This window comes from Arthrobacter sp. 01T419 (genome assembly GCF_056398865.1).
Genome location: NZ_JBFTQF010000003.1, coordinates 210,819 through 225,480 on the forward strand (window position 1 = coordinate 210,819; position 14,662 = coordinate 225,480).

15 protein-coding genes are annotated in these 14,662 nt (G+C 64.4%); 9 read left to right on the forward strand and 6 right to left on the reverse strand.

Going from position 1 to position 14,662, the window contains the following annotated elements; translation table 11 throughout:
• Positions 1–70: 70 nt before the first annotated feature.
• From AC1DLO_RS06985 to AC1DLO_RS06995, 3 genes are read right to left on the reverse strand one after another with little or no spacing between them, the layout of a single operon-like run.
• A complete protein-coding gene (locus AC1DLO_RS06985) occupies positions 71–475 on the reverse strand; it encodes a RidA family protein (RefSeq protein ID WP_184739987.1) in 405 nt (134 codons plus the stop codon).
• Entirely contained in the window at positions 472–1,233 is a 762-nt protein-coding gene (locus AC1DLO_RS06990) for an IclR family transcriptional regulator (RefSeq protein ID WP_476888939.1), read from the reverse strand. The genes AC1DLO_RS06985 and AC1DLO_RS06990 overlap by 4 nt, the downstream gene beginning before the upstream one ends.
• Positions 1,230–2,282, reverse strand: coding sequence for a sugar kinase (locus AC1DLO_RS06995; RefSeq protein ID WP_476888940.1), 1,053 nt, complete (start codon positions 2,280–2,282; stop codon positions 1,230–1,232). Before AC1DLO_RS06995 ends, AC1DLO_RS06990 begins: the two co-directional genes overlap by 4 nt.
• A 241-nt stretch (positions 2,283–2,523) precedes the next feature.
• Between AC1DLO_RS06995 and AC1DLO_RS07000 the strand changes: the two genes are divergently transcribed.
• From AC1DLO_RS07000 to AC1DLO_RS07020, 5 genes are all read left to right on the forward strand, one after another.
• The gene (locus AC1DLO_RS07000) at positions 2,524–3,834 is read left to right on the forward strand and encodes a type III PLP-dependent enzyme domain-containing protein (protein ID WP_476888941.1); all 1,311 of its coding nucleotides are present in this window, start codon (positions 2,524–2,526) and stop codon (positions 3,832–3,834) included.
• Positions 3,835–3,844: 10 nt separating this feature from the next.
• Positions 3,845–5,512: an N-acyl-D-amino-acid deacylase family protein gene (locus AC1DLO_RS07005; protein ID WP_476888942.1), complete on the forward strand. Its 1,668-nt coding sequence runs from the start codon at positions 3,845–3,847 to the stop codon at positions 5,510–5,512.
• Positions 5,502–6,137, forward strand: coding sequence for a bifunctional 4-hydroxy-2-oxoglutarate aldolase/2-dehydro-3-deoxy-phosphogluconate aldolase (locus tag AC1DLO_RS07010; protein ID WP_476888943.1), 636 nt, complete (start codon positions 5,502–5,504; stop codon positions 6,135–6,137). Before AC1DLO_RS07005 ends, AC1DLO_RS07010 begins: the two co-directional genes overlap by 11 nt.
• 23 nt (positions 6,138–6,160) lie before the next feature.
• Entirely contained in the window at positions 6,161–7,552 is a 1,392-nt protein-coding gene (locus AC1DLO_RS07015) for a GntP family permease (RefSeq protein WP_184739999.1), read from the forward strand.
• 380 nt (positions 7,553–7,932) lie between these two features.
• Complete coding sequence (locus tag AC1DLO_RS07020; protein WP_476888944.1) at positions 7,933–9,159, forward strand: S53 family peptidase; 1,227 nt, start codon at positions 7,933–7,935, stop codon at positions 9,157–9,159.
• A gap of 344 nt (positions 9,160–9,503) precedes the next feature.
• Here the strand turns inward: AC1DLO_RS07020 and AC1DLO_RS07025 are convergent, their stop codons facing one another.
• Positions 9,504–10,046, reverse strand: a complete 543-nt coding sequence (locus tag AC1DLO_RS07025; protein WP_476888945.1) for a universal stress protein — start codon at positions 10,044–10,046, stop codon at positions 9,504–9,506.
• Between the two features lie 106 nt (positions 10,047–10,152).
• On the opposite strand from AC1DLO_RS07025, the gene AC1DLO_RS07030 reads away from it, so the two are divergent.
• Genes AC1DLO_RS07030 through AC1DLO_RS07040 form a run of 3 tightly spaced genes read left to right on the forward strand, consistent with a single transcriptional unit; the run spans position 10,153 to position 11,861 of the window.
• Positions 10,153–10,353 carry a hypothetical protein gene (locus AC1DLO_RS07030; RefSeq protein WP_184740003.1) on the forward strand — a complete coding sequence of 67 codons (201 nt, stop codon included), beginning with the start codon at positions 10,153–10,155 and terminating at the stop codon, positions 10,351–10,353.
• Positions 10,354–10,410: 57 nt separating this feature from the next.
• On the forward strand, positions 10,411–11,565 hold the full coding sequence (locus tag AC1DLO_RS07035; protein WP_476888946.1) for a WD40/YVTN/BNR-like repeat-containing protein: 1,155 nt from the start codon (positions 10,411–10,413) through the stop codon (positions 11,563–11,565).
• Between the two features lie 8 nt (positions 11,566–11,573).
• Positions 11,574–11,861 carry a MoaD/ThiS family protein gene (locus AC1DLO_RS07040; protein ID WP_184740006.1) on the forward strand — a complete coding sequence of 96 codons (288 nt, stop codon included), beginning with the start codon at positions 11,574–11,576 and terminating at the stop codon, positions 11,859–11,861.
• A gap of 17 nt (positions 11,862–11,878) precedes the next feature.
• Here AC1DLO_RS07040 and AC1DLO_RS07045 read toward each other — a convergent pair whose 3' ends face one another.
• Positions 11,879–12,115 carry a hypothetical protein gene (locus AC1DLO_RS07045; RefSeq protein ID WP_059388807.1) on the reverse strand — a complete coding sequence of 79 codons (237 nt, stop codon included), beginning with the start codon at positions 12,113–12,115 and terminating at the stop codon, positions 11,879–11,881.
• Between the two features lie 195 nt (positions 12,116–12,310).
• A complete protein-coding gene (locus AC1DLO_RS07050) occupies positions 12,311–13,627 on the reverse strand; it encodes an MFS transporter (RefSeq protein WP_184740008.1) in 1,317 nt (438 codons plus the stop codon).
• Between the two features lie 207 nt (positions 13,628–13,834).
• Between AC1DLO_RS07050 and AC1DLO_RS07055 the strand changes: the two genes are divergently transcribed.
• A complete protein-coding gene (locus tag AC1DLO_RS07055; protein ID WP_476888947.1) occupies positions 13,835–14,605 on the forward strand; it encodes an IclR family transcriptional regulator in 771 nt (256 codons plus the stop codon).
• The last annotated feature ends 57 nt before the right edge of the window (positions 14,606–14,662 follow it).

Genomic DNA, 14,662 nt, shown 5'->3' on the forward strand with positions numbered 1-14,662 from the left:
GGTCCGGCCACGAACGACCGGCCGGCCGCAGCGGTAGGTGAACCCGCGCCGTCGAACCTGAACTCCGGGATTAGGCCGTTACCGCCAGCGCGTCGATCTCGACGAGCATGACTTCGTGGGGGAGGTCCACGAACACCGTGGTGCGGCTCGGCAGTTGGCCGGAGGGGACGTTTTCGGTGATGAACTCGCCGTAGACATCGTTCATGGCCGCGAAGTCGTCGCGCGTGGTGAGGTAGACGCGGAACATGATGACGTCTTCCACCGAGGAGCCGCCGGCTTCGAGGATTGCCTTGACGTTCTCCAGGGTGCGGCGGGTCTGGACGCGGACATCGCCCTCACCGATGTACTGGTTGGTGGCGGGATCCATGGGGCCCTGCCCGGATACCTGGAACATGCCGCCCTTACGGACGCCCTGCGAGAAGGTGTGCGCGGGTGCGGGGGCGTTGTCGGTCAGTACTACGGTCTTTTCACTCATGCTGAGTTCCTTTCGTGGCTGATCCAGCCGAGGTCGCGGGAGATCGCCTCGGTGCTGGCTTTGAGGTCTGGCAGCAGCTCAAGCAATCCTTCATAGCTGAGCATCACCACCGGTACCGAACAAGAGGCTGCGGCCACGACGGCGCCGCTCGCGTCGCGAATGGGGGTCGCGATGCAGTGCACGAAGGCTTCGTGCTCGGCGTTGTCGTGGGCCCAGCCCTGGATCCTGACCTGCTCCAATTCGGCCAGCAGGGCTTCCGGTGAGGTCAGGGTGGTGTCGGTAATTCTTGTGTAGTCCAGGCTCGCCGCGATCCGTTCCTGCCGACTGCGCGGCATGTCGGCAAGCAGGACTTTTGCGACGGCGGCCGAATGCAGGGACGCGGTCAGGCCGATCCGGGAGTACATCCGCACGGGATGGTGCGACTCGAACTTGTCGATGTACACCACATCGTTTCCCTCGAACGCGGCAAGGTGCACAGTGTGCCCGGTCTTGCCGTTCAGCTCGGCCAGGTACGGGTGCGCCACTTTGCGGATGTCCCTCTGTTCCAACGCGAGCGAGGACAACTCAAACAGCTTGGAGCCAAGCATGAATCGCTGGTCCTCATCGCGGACGACGAAGCGTTTTTCCTCCATGGCATGCAGGAGGCGCATCACCGTGGTCTTGTGGACTGACGCTTTCGAGGCGAGCTCGTCGAGGGTGGCCGGTTTGGCCGCGAGTTCCGTAAGCAGGTCGATGGCACGCATCAGGCTCTGGCTCATGGCTCCACGCTCCGGTTTTGGGTGGTGAAACGGCCGCTCGTGGTGAAACGGACGCTTGTGGTGAAGTGCCCGCCGGACACGTGGGTCGCAGCCCACTCCAGGTCGGTCGAATCGAGGATGGCCGAAAGCAGTGCGGTGTCGGGAAGGGGGCCGCGATCGCCGCGAACGGTGAGGGTGCAGGCCGCAGCGACGTGACCGCGGCGGAGGCTCGCCTTCTGCTCGAGTCCGAACAACATGCCGCTCAGGTAGCCGGCGGCAAAGGAATCGCCCGCGCCCACCGGCTCCAGCACGTCCACGGACAAAGCGGGCACTTCCGTGCGGGAACCGTCCCGTTCTAGGGCGATGGCGCTGATGGCTTCGTTCTTGATAACGACGACGGCGGGATCCGGCATGAGGCGCCGGAGTTCAGTTTCGTCCGTGGTGCCGAAGGCGTGCTCGGCCTCGTCCTTCCCCACCAGGACGATGTCGGCAAGATTGGCGAGGCGGCGCAGTACTGAGCGGTCCTGCCCGGCCCAGAGCGCGGCGCGCCAATTGACGTCGAAACTGATCATGCGGCCCTGCCTCGGTGTGGTGAGGATGGCTTCCATCAGTTCCAGGCATTCTGCGGAGAGTGCCGCCGTGATGCCGCTCAGGTGGATGAGCCCGGCTTCCTCCAACAAGCGCGCGACGGCGGGATTCGCCAGGGTGCCCGGCCCCATGGCCGAAGCGGCGGAACCTTGCCGGTAGTACAAAACTGAACTGCCGCCGTCGGGATCTGATTCCTGGGCGGGGACCTTGACGTACAGGCCGGTGGGCCGTCCGGGGTCAACCTCGACGCCGGCGACGCCTACACCGTGGCTACTGAGCTCGTCCAGGATCCGCGTGCCGAATCCGTCCCGGCCCACCCGGCCCACCCAGTGCGAGTCCAGGCCCATGGCAGCGAGGCCCATGGCAACGTTCGATTCGGCGCCGCCGATGCCGCAGTGCAATTCGGTGGCTTGGTGCAGGGGGACGGCCTTCACCGGGGTGAGCATGGCCATCGTTTCGCCCACACATACAGCTGAAAGCATGAAACTCCCGCACTCCCTCTGCCGCTCCGAGCGGCACTCGATACCCCCCATGAAGAAGGGATTTCAGTGGCCGGATCAGGGTTGCCGGGACATGCCGCGGCCTTGACTCCCAATCCTGCACCATGTTAGACATATCACCAACAGCTTTGCAACCAGCGTTGCAAAATACGCAACGCAAGCGAAAACTCCACCCAACAGCCCCGCAGCTTCAAAAACGCAGCACCGCGAAGGGAATCAACGCGTGAACACTTCCGAAGACATTTCGGCATCCGCCGTGGCCGCCTTGGCAGATCGCTGCCTGGACTGGCGGCACAAGGCCGTGCCCGCTACCGCAAAGGGGAGCACCCACGCCGATTTCCTCGCTGAAAAGCACACGCTGGCCGATCTCCAGACCCCGCTGCTGACGCTCGACGCCGGGGCGCTGCGAGGCAATGCCGATCGGCTGGCCTCGTGGTGTGCCGAGCACGGCGTGCTGCTTGCTCCGCACGGCAAGACCACCATGGCACCGCAACTGTGGGCCGAACAGCTCAACCGCGGCGCCTGGGGAATCACCGTGGCGAACTTCGCACAGCTCCGCGTTGCCCGCGAATTCGGCGTGCGGCGGCTGCAGCTGGCCAACAGCCTCACCGATCCGCATGCCATCGAATGGGTTGCCTCGGTCGTCACGGAGGAGATGCCGATCCTGTCCTGGGTGGATTCCGCGGTCACCGTGGATCTCATCGGCCGCACCTTGGAGGCCGCCGGGAGCGATGCCGTCCTGGATGTCCTGGTTGAGCTTGGCGGAAACGGGGGCCGCACCGGCGCGCGAGGCGTGGAGGCGGCACTCGACGTCGCCCGCGCTGTAGCGGCCTCCCCGCGCCTCAGGCTGGTGGGCGTCAGCGGCTACGAAGGATCGCTCGCCCACACGGCCGACGCCGGCAGCCTCGCCGCCGTCCGCGGCTACTTGGGCCAGATGGGTGCACTGCATCAGCGGCTCCTCGAGGAAGGTCTCTACGGATCCGACGCCGTCTTCCTCACCGCGGGCGGCAGCGCTTACTTCGACGACGTCGTCGATGTCCTCTCGCCGTGCATCACCGATGACTCCGAGGCGAGTCCCCGCGCGGAACTCATGATCCGCAGCGGCGCCTACATCATCCACGACGACGGTTTCTACCTCGGCATCTCGCCGTTTTCCCGCGACGGCGGCCAGCCATTCAAGGCAGGAATGCACGGTTGGGCCCGCGTCGTGTCCCAGCCCGAACCCGGCCTTGCCATCCTTGACGCCGGCAAGCGCGACTTGCCGGTTGACGAAGGCCTGCCCCGGCCGCAGCTGATCGGACCTGCCCTCGGCGGTCCCATGCAGCCGCTCGCAGGTGCCGAGATCACCGCCGTCAACGATCAGCACTGCTTCATGACGTTCGACGCCGGCACCACAACTGTGCGGCCCGGCGACGTGGTGCGCCTAGGACTTTCGCATCCGTGCACCGCCTTCGACAAGTGGACGCTCATCCCCGTGCTGGCAGACACGGACGGTGACCAAACCGTCGTCGACCTCATCCATACCTTCTTCTAGGACAGATGCCATGAAGACACTCATCAGCAACGCCACCCTGGTGGATGGAACCGGAGCGGACCGTCGCCCCGCGGACGTCCTGCTGGCCGGCGAAGTGATCGCCGTCGTCGCCGACGCCGGATCCCTCACCGCCAGCGGAACAGGCGCCGGGCGGACCATCGATGCCACGGGCCTTGTCCTGAGCCCTGGCTTCATCGACATGCACGCCCATTCGGACCTGCAACTCCTGGTCAACAGGGACCACTACGCCAAGCTCAGCCAGGGCGTCACCACCGAACTGCTGGGCCAGGACGGGCTGTCCTACGCCCCGGTAGACGATGCCACTCTCGCCGGAGTCCGCGAAAAGATCGCGGGCTGGAACGACAATCCGCAGGATTTCGACTGGAACTGGCGAACGGTGGGCGAGTACTTGGACCGCCTCGACGCTCTCAACGACGGCGGCCGGATCGCCACGAACGCCGCCTACCTCGTGCCGCAGGGAACCGTACGGGCCCTGGTGATGGGTTTCACCGAAGGCGACCCGACGCCGGAGCAGCAGCAGCGGATGCAGGACGTGGTCCGCACCGCCATGGAGGAAGGCGCAGTGGGCATGTCCTCCGGGCTGACCTACACGCCCGGCATGTACGCCCGCACTGAGGAATTGGCAGGACTCTGCCGCACTGTGGGGGAGGTGGGTGGCTTCTATGCCCCGCACCACCGCTCTTACGGGAAGGGCGCGCTCGGCGCCTACGCGGAGATGATCGGGCTGAGCCGTGACACGGGCTGCGCGCTGCACTTGTCGCACGCCACCATGAACTTCGCCGAGAACAAAGGCCGGGCAGGCGAGTTGCTGGAGCTGATCGACTCAGCGCTCGACGGCGGCGCCGACATCACGCTCGATACCTATCCCTACCTCCCCGGCGCCACCACCCTTTCGGCCATCCTGCCCAGCTGGGCATCCTCAGGGGGCACCGAGGCCACGCTCGCCCGGCTGGCCGACCCGGAAACCAGGGCGAAGATCCGCGAAAGCGTGGAGATCTATGGCTCCGACGGCTGCCACGGAGTGGTTGCGGAATGGCACACGCTGGAGATCAGTGGCGTCCAGAACCCCGCGCTCGCGGGCCACGTGGGCAAGACGATCGCCGCGATCGCCGAGGAAACCAACGCAGAGCCATTCGACGTCTTCGCGGGGATCCTCCAGGAGGACCGGCTGGGTACCGGGATCCTGCAGCACGTTGGCCACGAAGAAAACGTGCGGGCCATCATGGTGCACCGTACGCACACCGGCGGCAGCGACGGCCTCTTGGTCGGAGCGAAGCCGCACCCGCGCGCCTGGGGAACCTTTCCCCGCTACCTGGGCCACTACAGCCGCGACCTGGGCTTGCTGACACTGGAGGACATGGTCCACCACTTGAGCGGACGTCCGGCTGAGCGGCTCAAGCTCGACCGCCGCGGCCTGGTCCGCGAAGGCTACGCGGCCGACGTCGTGCTCTTCGATCCGGACACGGTCCGTGACGAAGCCACCTTTGACAACCCCCGCCAGGCAGCTACTGGCATCCACTACGTGTTCGTCAACGGGACGGCAGCGATCGACGGCGGGAAGCCCACCGGCGCCCGTGCCGGCCGCTCCCTGCGTCGCAGCCCCGACGGACGCACCCGAATAGCTCCAGAAGAAGGTATCGAATCGCATGACTCCTGAAGAATTCGTCCAGCAGCTTGAAGCCGACCGCACCCTCGCCGTCGTCCGGGCGCCGTTTATCCCCGACGCCGCCGGGCTCTGCCTCGCGCTGGCCGACGGCGGCATCCGCAGTGTCGAACTGACGTTCACCACGCCGGACGTGCTGAAACATGTCCGGCGCGCGGCGGAGACCGCCTCGCAGCACGGCGCCGCCGTCGGGATCGGCACCGTCATGACGGCCGAGCAGGCCAAAGCAGCCATCGACGCCGGAGCCCAATTCCTGGTGACCCCGGGCCTCCGCCCGGAGGTGGCCGCGGTGGCTGCCGCCGCGGGTATTCCCTTCAGCTTGGGCGCCATGACACCCACGGAAGTTGCGGTGGCCCTCGATCTCGGTTCAGCCGCGGTCAAGATCTTCCCGGCCCGGCAACTCGGTCCGGCCTACCTGAAGGATCTCCAGGGACCGTACCCCGGCATTCGGCTCCTTCCCTCCGGCGGGATCGACGCGTCGAATGCCAAGAGCTACCTCGACGCCGGTGCTGCCGCCGTCTGCTGCGGAACCAGCGTGGTCCCTCCGGCCGCCGTGGCCTCGGGCGACTGGGCAGACATCTCCGCCAGGGCGTCCGCCTTTACCGCCACCCTCAAGTAGGAATCCCCCAGAAAGTAAATTCCATGAATGAATTCCTGAACTGGCTGCGGCACGATACAGCCGGCCTGCTTCTCCTGGCAGGTGTGGGCATTGCCCTCCTGCTGTTTCTCATTATCAAGGTCAAGGTGGAACCGTTCATCGCCTTGGTGGGCACCAGCGTGCTCGTGGCGCTGGCGGGCGGCGTGAGCATCGACGCTCTTGTCGGCTCGCCCATCAAGAGCGGGGACGCCCTCATCGAGAAGGGCTTCGCCGGGATCCTCGGGCACATCACCCTGATCATTGGCCTAGGTACCGTACTCGGGGCCATCCTGGAACGCTCCGGCGGCGCGGAGGTCTTGCTGGGGAAGCTGGTAAAGGTCTTCGGCGAAAAGGGCACCCCTGTTGCGATGGGTGTCACCGGCTTCGTCCTGGGTATCCCGGTCTTCTTCGACATCGGCATCTTCGTGCTCGCGCCCTTGGTTTACGTGGCGGCGGTGCGCGGCGGGAAGTCCCTCATCCTGTACGCCCTGCCGCTCCTTGCCGGCCTCTCCGTGACCCACGCCTTCCTGCCACCGCACCCGGGACCTGTGGCCGCGGCTGGACTTTTCCACGTTGAACTCGGCTGGATCATCATTATGGGCCTTGCCTGCGGCATCCCCGCCTGGTTCGCCTCAGGCATCCTGTGGGGCCGGTGGATCGGCAAGCGTGTGCAGATCGCCGTTCCGGAGGACCGCGTGATACCGGAGGCCGAAGAAGCCGTGGGCCACGAACCGCCCATGAGCCTTGTTGCCCTGGCCATCGGCCTGCCGATGGTCCTGATTCTCGGCGCCACCTTCGGCAACGTCTTCCTGCCCGCTGGTGGATTTCGTGACACGCTGGTGTTCTTCGGCAACCCGGCCATTGCGCTGACCGTTGCCGTGGGATTGTCCATGTGGTTGTTGGGCATCCGACGGGGCATGAGCGCCAAGGAGCTCTCCGAACTCAGCTCTGCTTCACTCAAGCCGGTCGGCATGATCCTCCTGGTTGTTGGAGCGGGTGCATTCTTCGGTGCCGTGCTCTCGGCCACGGGAGTAGGCAATGCGGTGGCCGACACCCTGTCCAAAGCAGGGCTCCCGGTCATTGTGTCCGCCTATGTAATCGCCTGCGGTATGCGCATTGCCCAAGGCTCCGCCACCGTAGCGATCGTGACCACCGGCGGCATCCTGGCCCCGGCGCTCACCGCCGGACACTATTCGCAGCCCCAATTGGCCCTGATCGTCATGGCCATCTCCTCCGGCTCCATCATCGCCAGCCACGTGAACGACGGCGGGTTCTGGATCATCTCCAAGTACTTCAACATGTCCGTCAAGGACACCTTGAAGACGTGGACCGTGCTGGAAACTGTGCTCTCCGTGGTGGGCTTCGGCATGGCGGCCCTGCTGTACCAGTTCGTCTAGGACGGTCTGGACGGCGCGTCACCACGCGCCGTCGTTGGCTGAGCGACACGGAAATTCCCCGGCGCGCTGGTTCTCGTGTGGCGCGGCGGTTCTTGCCTAGCGCGGCCCGAATTCGGGTGTCGCCAGGGATTCTGCGCGTCCCCCGGTAATTTCCGCGTCGCCAGGTGGTGGCGGGATGCGCGCAGGACTCACCTTTGTCCCAAGACTCACGACGACGGCGTGCGGCCGGGCAAAGCGGGGGGAGCTCCGATCCCTGGAGGCTCGTGAACCGCGGGTAACGGATGTGACGCGCGTGACAAGTGTGGTGTTTGGTGCAAAGCTGGTCGCGCCGCTTTGACTCTTTTGTCAATGCGAATCTTATTGATCCTCAGGGAGGTTTCGTGAAGAAGATTCTTAGCGTTTCCGGGGCTTTGCTGCTGTTGATGAGTACTTTCTCGACGGCGCCGGCGGCTGTTGCACAACCTTCTCCGCAAGCCAATTGGCATGCGGAGAGGGTTTGTGCCGATGTTCCTGCCGGTAATGCGTCGTGCTTTGCGCTCAAGTACGTCGATGATTCAACAGGCGCGGCCAAAGCACTGCCTCAGGGAAGCCAAGTTACGCCCGCCGGAAGCACTGCGCTCTCCACCGGCAAGACCCCTGCGGATATTCAGAGCGCCTACAACATCACTGGCCTCAAGTCCGGCGGACGCACCGTGGCAATTGTGGACGCCTACGGCTATCCGAACCTTGAGCGCGACCTCGGCGTTTACCGCTCGCAGTTCGGCCTGCCGGCGTGCACCGTCAGCAACGGCTGCCTCACCATCATGAACCAAAATGGCGGCAGCAAGCTTCCCAGGTTCAATTCGGGCTGGGCCGACGAAACCGCCCTGGACGTAGACGCCGTCTCCGCGGCGTGCCCGGACTGCAAGATTCTTGTTGTGCAGGCCACAACCGCCAGCTTCACCAATCTTGGTACGGCCGTGGCTACAGCGGCAAAACAGCCAGGGGTCGCGGCGATCTCGAACAGCTACGGCGGTGGCGATTCCCCCGACTCCACCTACGGCGCGTACTACAACCACCCCGGCATCGCAGTAACTGCATCCACCGGTGACAATGGCTACACCGGCTCGTCCTACCCTGCATCCTCGAGTTATGTCACCGCGGTGGGCGGCACGTCGTTGGTCAAGGACACCAGCACCCGCGGGTGGAGCGAGTCGGCCTGGTCCGGCTCGGGATCCGGATGCTCCACCGTCAATGCCGCGTTGCCAGCTGCTGCCGCCTTTGGCACGGGCTGCAGCAGACGCGCCTCAGCAGACGTGGCTGCCGTCGCAGATCCGCAGACCGGCTTGGCGGTGTATGCGCCGAACAGCAGTACCAGCTCGTCTTGGGCACAATACGGGGGGACGAGCCTATCCTCACCCCTGATCGCCGCCATGTACGCGCTTTCCGGGAACTCTGGTAGCTCCACCGCGCTGGCCAACTCTCTCCCGTACACAAACGCCGGCAAATTCAATGACGTCGTCACGGGTTCCACGGGCAGTTGCCCCACAAGCCAATGGTGTCTGGCTGGCAGCGGTTGGGATGGGCCCACGGGCGTCGGTACTCCAAACGGGGTCTCTGGACTCTGACCTAGCTTGTCATCGTCTGAAGGGTGGCCGGTCGTCTGTGACGGCCGGCCACCCTTTTGGTGAAACGCCGGGACGATGCCCGGGGACGCGTGCCGGGGAGCAATGAACATACCCGGTGATTACACGCCTTCAACGCCGTGGGGGCGCCCGGAAGCTGGCCCTTAACCGCCCGGAAGTCGGGCTTAAACAAAGAGCTCCGGAGTGCGTTATTGGGGGATACGCACTCCGGAGCGGACTTTGGAGCAGGTTCTTTGGTTCCTGCTGACAATTAGCTTACGTGCCCCAACGGCCCTCCGCTACCAATCCGAATTACTACTTTCACTTTAGTTTTTCCGGGCCCGAATTTAGGGCATGATCCGGCCATCCGTGTCATCTTCGGTCCGTTGCTCGGAACCGTGGCGGCCGTGTTTGGGGAGCGGGACGAGCAGCAGGGGCCGGCTTTGGTGGCGGCTGAGCCATGTGGCAACCGAGCCGTTCAGGGCTTCGGATATTCTGTGCCCGAGCCCGGGCTCGGGGCAGCCGAGAATGATCATGGAAGCCTGGACATCTTCCGCGAGCCGGCTGATTGCGCGCGCAGGGTCGCCGGCGAGGGTGCGCAAAGTCCACTCGACGGCGCCGGCCGCGGTGGCTTCATTGATCCGGGAGCGTAACTCGTTTTGGACTGCCATGATGTCGGCGTCAACCTTCCCGGGGTGGAGTGACACGCGGTGCGTTTCTTTCGCCGGATCCCATTCCACTAGGTAGCTGGCCTCATCCACGTAGGCACAGACCAACGGGGCGGCGAGGTGGAGTGCGAGATCCAGCGCCGTCTGCAGCACATGGGGGTGTTGCCCGGGCAAGACCCCGAGAACCAACGGAACACGCCCACTGAAACTATCCGGGGCCATACCCAATTGTTGACCCGGGGGCCGTGGTTTGAACAGGCTCCGGACCCCCCTTGTAGAGCACCCCTGTCGGGCCTAGCGTTAACGTGCACAGGAAGGGGTGGTCCACGTGGAGATCTTCATGTGGTGGCTGGACATTGACCTCAAGAGCAAGGAATGGCTGCGGGAGAACCTGCGTGCTACCGAGCTTCCGCTGGAGGTTCTGCAGCGTATTGCCGAGGCTGGCGGGCCGCATCCCGATGACCTGGCCGGCGGGCTGACCGATGCCGACTGGGACTTTATTGAGACGCAGTCCGAGTTCGTGGACTGAGCCGGTTCCATAGACCGGTTCACAAAACCGTTGCGGCTCCCGCGCGGGGATGGTTGCATGGGGTTCATGGCTACCGCAGAGAGTTACGTCTTGGCGATCGGGACCAAAAAAGGACTGTGGCTGGCACGCAGCGCAGACCGCAAGGTATGGTCCCTCTCCGGCCCGCACTTCCTCATGAGCGAGATCCCCAGCATCGGGATCGACACCCGGGGGGACAGCCCCCGGATCATGGTGGGTGTGCGCTCCGAACACTGGGGGCCCACTGTGGCCCACTCCGATGACCTAGGCGCCACGTGGACCGAACCCGAACAAGGCGCCATCAAATTCCCCGAGGACACCGACGCCGCGCTCGAACGGATCTGGCAGATCTACCCGGACTCCGCGTCCCGCCCCGGAGTCGTCTGGGCGGGTTGCGAGCCGATCTCCGTCTGGAAGTCCACCGACGGCGGCGAGCACTTTGAGCTGAACCGTGGCTTGTGGGACCACCCCCATCGCAGCGAATGGGGAGCAGGCTACGGCGGCGCAGCCGCCCACTCGATCGTGATCAACCCGTCCGGGGAGAACGTCCACGTCGCCATGAGCACGGGGGGCGTCTACCGATCGCTCGACGGCGGATCCTCCTGGGAGGCCCGCAACAAGGGGATTTCGGCCTACTTCATGCCGGACCCCAATCCCGAGTTCGGCCAGTGCGTACACAAGATCGCTGCGGATGCCGCGGTCGAAGGCCGCCTGTACGCGCAGAACCACCACGGCGTGTACCGCACGGATGACAACGGCGAGAACTGGGTTTCAATCGCCGAGGGACTTCCGGCTGATTTCGGTTTCGTGATGCTCACCCACCCCCGCCGCGAAGGTACCGCGTGGGTGGTCCCGATCAAGGCCGACGGGGAGCGGATTCCGCCGGATGGCCGGTTAGCGGTGCACCGCACGGACGACGCCGGGAATACCTGGAAACGTCTGGACGTGGGACTCCCGGACCATGAATACAATGCAGTGCTCCGTGACGCGGCCGCGGTGGATTCWGCTGAACCTGCCGGGGTGTACTTCGGAACACGCGGCGGTTCGGTCTACGCCAGCGCTGACGAGGGCGAGTCTTTCATCGAGGTCGCCTCGCACCTGCCTGATGTTTTGTGCGTCCGCGCCGCCGTTGTCACCGGCGATCTGGCTGCTGAATTGGCCGCTGCCTCTGCGGCATCCGGTCTGCCAGCGTAGGACAAACGTTGTCTGACATCACCGTGGTTTTGCCCAGCGTGCTCCAGCCCCTCGCCGGCGGGCAGTCCTACCTGACTACGCCCGCCGACGGAGCTGTGACCGTGGAAAGCTTGCTTGACGCTGTGACCGGGGACTACCCGGTGCTGGCCCGGAGGCTCCGGGACGAAACCGGGTCCCTCCGCCGCTACGTGAATATTTACGTGAATGGCGAGGAGGTCCGGCGCTTGAAAGGTCTGGATACTGAAGTTGCGGCCGGCCAGGAGGTCTTGATCATCCAGTCCGTGGCTGGCGGCTGAGCGGTTCGGGGCCAGGATCAGGCCACTCGCCAGACTGTGCATTCGTCGGTATTGATGGCCTTGCGGAGGCCGGTCAGCTGATCCATGATCCAGACGACCCCGATGCCAGGGGCCGTCTCCTGGACGCTGCCCCTGCGGATGACCACGTCATCGTAGGAGGGTCCCACGGAGAGGCGGGCTTCGATCTGGTCGCCGCGGTGCAGCTGGTCAAGTGCGCGGATTCGTGTGGGGTGGGTTGATACTTCCTTCAACATGGTGGCCTCCCTGGCTGGAGCTGCCAGCGTTTGCCGGCTATTCCAGTGTGGCGGACCAATGTTGCGGGGTGGTTTCGTATGGGTTAGCCGTGGGTAAGACTTCCGGGACAAAGAAAATCCGTTGTTCCCCACCGGCCTGAGCTTGAGAAGCCGGGAGCCGGTGGGAACAACGGATAGGGGTGAACTGGTGGCGTCCTACTTCAAGCCGAGTTCCGCCGTCGGGGTCTTGAAGGATTCCCGGGCGGTCATCGCGGAGACCGCTGCGATGACGCAGATGACGCCGGTGAAGATGCTGATCTGGACCCAGCCGCCTGCCTTGGTGCCGCCGATTGCGGTGACGATGGTCGGGGCGAAGCCTGCCATGAGGAAGCCGAGCTGCGTGCCGATGGCCAAGCCGGAGAAGCGGACCTTGGTGCTGAACATCTCGCCGTAGAAAGAGGGCCACACAGCGTTGGCTGCGGCGTAACCAAGGGCGAAGTACACCACGGACACCAGGAACATGAGCGGCACGTTCCCGGATTCAAGTGTCAGGAGGAACACCGGCGTCATGATGGCGCTGGCTACGGCACCGTAGATGAAGACGGGCTTGCGGCCGATCCGGTCAGCCAGCTTGCCGAAGACCGGCTGGGTTCCAAGGGCCACGATATTGGCTGCCACAACGAGCCATAGGGTGATGGTGCTGTTGACGTGGGCCACGTCCTGGGCGTACTTGATGGCCAGGGTGCCGAAGACCGTGCTCACGGCGGAGATGAAGGCGCAGCAGACAACGCGCAGGACATCGGCCCAGTGCAGCCTGAGGAGGTCGGCTACCGGAAGCTTGGCGATTTGGTGATTCTTCTTGGCCTCTTCGAATGCGGGCGGCTCGTGCAGGGTGCGACGGATGAAGAAAGCTACCAGGACCACGACGGCGCTGAGCCAGAACGGGATGCGCCAGCCGATGCCGTACTTGATCTCGTCCGGAAGGGCAACCACGGGGATGAAGACCAGCGCTGCGAGGATCTGGCCGCCCTGGGTTCCGGTGAGGGTCCAGGAGGTAAAGAACGAACGGCGGTTGTCCGGCGCGTGTTCCAGTGTCATGGACGAGGCGCCAGCTTGCTCGCCTGCAGCCGACAGGCCCTGGCAAAGACGCGCGAAGACCAGAAGTGCAGGGGCCCACCAACCGATGGTCTTGAAGTCGGGGAGGCAGCCGATGATGAACGTCGCCGCACCCATGAGCACCAGGGTGAACATCAGGACGCGCTGGCGGCCGATGCGGTCGCCGAAGTGCCCCAGGATGATGGCTCCGACTGGCCTTGCCACGTAGGCGAAACCGAAGGTCGCGAAGGACATGATGGCGGCGTTGGCGTCGGCGCTGGGGAAGAAGACGTGCGGGAAGATCAAGGCCGCGGCCGAACCGAAGATGAAGAAGTCGTAGTACTCGACGGCGCTACCGAGGAAGCTGGCAAGGGCGGCCTTCTTCGGCGTTCCTGCCGTGGCAGTGCCCGGCGTCGTAGACGGGATCGTGTGACTCATGGTGTTCCTTTGTGTGACGGCGATGTCGCATCTGGCTGAAATTTGCGTACCTGGAACGTCGATGTTGGTCCGGCAGCGGCCTCACACTGTAGCCACATTGTGAGAGCTACTTGTGCGATATAGCAATGATGACTGTGAGCACAGTCACTTGTCAAGATATTTACTCACCATCTAGATATAGCTCTCACGATGTGGCAATCTTGATCTATGGACGTGAAGGAAGACACAAAGACTGACATGATCGGCAAGGCCCTGGGCCTCCTTGTACTGCTGGGTAATGAGCCGAAGGGGGCCAGCGCCTCTGAACTCGCCCGCCAGGCGGAATTGCCCTTCAGTACCACGTACCGCCTGCTCGGATCCCTGACTCGCGATGGTTTTGTGGACTACGAGGCCGATGGCCGCCGCTACCACCTGGGCCTTCGTGTCTTCCAGCTCGGGCAGCGGGTGTCCAACCACCACGGCTTTGCCGGTACGGCTCGGCCCATCCTGCAGCGCGTGACGGAGGGAACCGGCGAAGCCACCATCCTGTCGGTCCGGGACGGCCACCACCACCTCACGGTCAACAAGGTGGACGGCCCCCAAATGTTCCGGGTCACCAGCGATCCGGGGCATCTTGGAATGCTGCACACCACTGCGGTAGGCAAGGCGCTGGTTGCCTTCGCTGAGGACGAGGAGCGGAAGCTGCTCGTGGAAGAGCTTGAACTGGAGCCGCTCACGGAATTCTCCATCACCGATCGCGACGCCTTCCGCTTGGAAATCGAGAAGGTCCGCCGCCAGGGCTACGCGATCATGGACGAGGAGAACGAGGTGGGCATGCGTGCCGTCGCCGTCCCTGTCCTCAACTCCCAAGGCGTTGCCTTCGCATCCCTTGCCACTGCGGTCCCTGTTTTCCGAATGACAGTGGAACAGCTCGTGGCTGTCGTACCCCTGCTGAAGAGTGCGGCGTCCGAGCTTGCCGACCGCTTGCCGCAGCGCTAAAGGGCCTGACGGCACTCACTTTTGTTCGCGATAAGAACACAAGTGCAATATATGAAC